This is a genomic window from Pseudomonas sp. (assembly GCF_050739995.1).
Taxonomy (GTDB): Bacteria; Pseudomonadota; Gammaproteobacteria; order Pseudomonadales; family Pseudomonadaceae; genus Aquipseudomonas.
Genome location: NZ_JBOICG010000155.1, coordinates 1 through 2,546, shown reverse-complemented (window position 1 = coordinate 2,546; position 2,546 = coordinate 1). Strand labels below are relative to the sequence as shown.

Sequence of the window (2,546 nt, the reverse complement as noted above, 5' to 3'; positions counted from 1 at the left end):
GGTGGAAGAAGGTCGGGTTGATGTTGCAGGATTCCTCGACGTGCTGCTGCGCCAGGATCGGCGCACCGGCGGCGACGCGGCCGATAATAGGCAGTGTCGATTCGTCGGCCTTGGCCTCGAAGCCAGGGATACGAATACCACGTGAGGCACCTGGGGTCATCTCGATCGCGCCTTTGCGAGCGAGGGCCTTGAGGTGTTCTTCAGCGGCGTTCGGGGACTTGAACCCCAGTTCCAGCGCAATTTCCGCTCGCGTCGGCGGGTAGCCGTTGTCATCGAGGCAGCGCTTGATAAAAGCCAGAATCTCAGCTTGGCGTGGCGTCAGTTTTAGCATGTTGATCGCTCTGTCTTTTTATACAGTGACTGGGATTATATACAGTGGACTGCGCTTGGCAATCATCCTTTTTGGCCACTCCGCTGGACGGTCATTCGTCAGTCGTCCTGCAGGGCAGGGACAGCGCTGCCTACAGAGCCGGAAGGATGTGATTAAATAGCGAAGAAATAGGTGACTGGCCGGCCGGAAAACGGACCCGCAGGGTTGACAAGACACACTCTGAAACGTATGTTTCAAACAAGTGTTTGTCAGGCGGAGTAGCCATGGCCCAGTCGGAAACCGTTGAACGCATTCTCGATGCTGCCGAGCAGTTGTTCGCGGAAAAAGGATTTGCTGAAACCTCATTGCGTTTGATCACCAGCAAGGCTGGAGTCAACCTCGCGGCAGTGAATTACCATTTCGGCTCGAAAAAAGCCTTGATCCAGGCGGTGTTCTCGCGCTTCCTGGGGCCGTTCTGTGCCAGCCTCGACCGTGAGCTGGAACGTCGCCAGACCAAGCCTGAAAACAAGCAAAGCCTGGAAGACCTGTTGGAAATCCTGGTTGAGCAGGCGTTGGTAGTACAGCCGCGCAGCGGCAACGACCTGTCGATCTTCATGCGTCTGTTGGGCTTGGCGTTCAGCCAGAGCCAGGGCCACCTTCGGCGTTATCTTGAAGATATGTACGGCAAGGTATTCCGCCGTTACATGTTATTGGTCAACGAAGCGGCCCCGCGTATTCCTCCGATCGAGCTGTTCTGGCGCGTGCACTTCATGCTCGGCGCGGCGGCGTTCAGCATGTCCGGGATCAAGGCGCTGCGTGCCATTGCCGAGACCGACTTCGGCGTCAATACCTCTATTGAGCAGGTGATGCGTCTGATGGTGCCGTTCCTCGCCGCCGGCATGCGGGCTGAAACCGGTGTGACCGATCAAACCATGGCCGCTGCCCAATTGCGCCCACGCAGTAAATCCACGCCGGCCGTCGCCAAGGCGTGATCGCTCTGGGTGTGCGCGGCCGCTTGCATCCGCTAAGCTAGCCGCCATGCCGATTTCAGCTATCTACTCGCAACCCGTTGTGCTCACTGCGCTTACCGCGCCACGTGAGGGCAACGGGTTGTGTGCGTTATTTAAGGAAGGTTTATGACTGCTGCCCTGCAAGGTTCTTTGATGGTCGACGTTGCCGGCACTTGGCTGACGGCCGAGGATCGCCACCTGTTGCGCCAGCCTGAAGTGGGTGGGCTGATCATTTTTGCGCGCAATATCGAACATCCGCGCCAGGTCCGGGAGCTGAGTGCGGCGATTCGCGCCGTGCGCCCGGACTTGCTGTTGGCGGTCGACCAGGAGGGCGGTCGCGTGCAGCGCCTGCGCCAAGGCTTTGTGCGCCTGCCGGCCATGCGCGCTCTGGCGGATAATCTCAATGCCGAGTACCTGGCCGAGCAGTGCGGCTGGATCATGGCGACAGAAGTGCTGGCTGTGGGCCTTGACCTTAGTTTTGCCCCGGTACTGGATCTGGATTACCAGCGCAGCGCCGTGGTCGGCACCCGCTCTTTCGAAGGTGACCCCGAGCGCGCCGCCGTGCTCGCTGGCGCTTTTATCCGTGGCATGAACAGCGCCGGCATGGCCGCCACGGGTAAACATTTCCCGGGCCACGGCTGGGCTGAGGCCGACTCCCACGTTGCTATTCCCAATGACGAACGCAGCCTGGAACAGATTCGTGCCAATGACCTGGTACCTTTCGCGCGTCTGAGCAAGCAACTGGCGGCAGTGATGCCTGCACACGTGATCTACCCGCAAGTTGATGCTCAGCCCGCTGGTTTCTCGCGCCGCTGGCTGCAGGACATTCTGCGTGGCGAATTGCAGTTCGATGGGGTGATTTTCAGCGATGACCTGTCCATGGCCGGTGCTCATGTGGTGGGCGACGCTGCGAGCCGTATCGAAGCGGCGCTGACAGCGGGTTGTGACATGGGGTTGGTGTGCAACGATCGTGCTGCTGCCGAGCTTGCACTCAGCGCTGCACAGCGCATGAAGGTCAAGCCATCGCCGCGCATTGCTCGCATGCGGGGGCAGGCCATTGCGTCGACGGACTACAAGCAGGACCCGCGTTGGTTGGTGGCGTTGACCGCGTTGCGGGATGCTCAGTTGATCGACTGAAAACCGCGTCGCGTCCATCGTAGGCAAGCCAGCTCCCACACTTGGCATGCATTCCCCTGTGGGAGCTGGCTTGCCTGCGATAGCGATCT

At 59.9% G+C, this 2,546-nt stretch carries 3 protein-coding genes; 2 read left to right on the top strand and 1 reads right to left on the bottom strand.

Going from position 1 to position 2,546, the window contains the following annotated elements:
• The coding region (gene lexA, locus ACRESD_RS05485) for a transcriptional repressor LexA (RefSeq protein ID WP_431749998.1) at window positions 1-331 on the bottom strand (331 nt) is incomplete at its 3' end.
• A gap of 263 nt (window positions 332-594) precedes the next feature.
• Here lexA and ACRESD_RS05480 point away from each other — a divergent pair.
• Both ACRESD_RS05480 and nagZ read left to right on the top strand, forming a co-directional pair.
• Window positions 595-1,302 carry a TetR family transcriptional regulator gene (locus tag ACRESD_RS05480; protein WP_431749997.1) on the top strand — a complete coding sequence of 236 codons (708 nt, stop codon included), beginning with the start codon at window positions 595-597 and terminating at the stop codon, window positions 1,300-1,302.
• A gap of 144 nt (window positions 1,303-1,446) precedes the next feature.
• Complete coding sequence (gene nagZ, locus ACRESD_RS05475) at window positions 1,447-2,457, top strand: beta-N-acetylhexosaminidase (protein WP_431749996.1); 1,011 nt, start codon at window positions 1,447-1,449, stop codon at window positions 2,455-2,457.
• Window positions 2,458-2,546 lie beyond the last annotated feature (89 nt).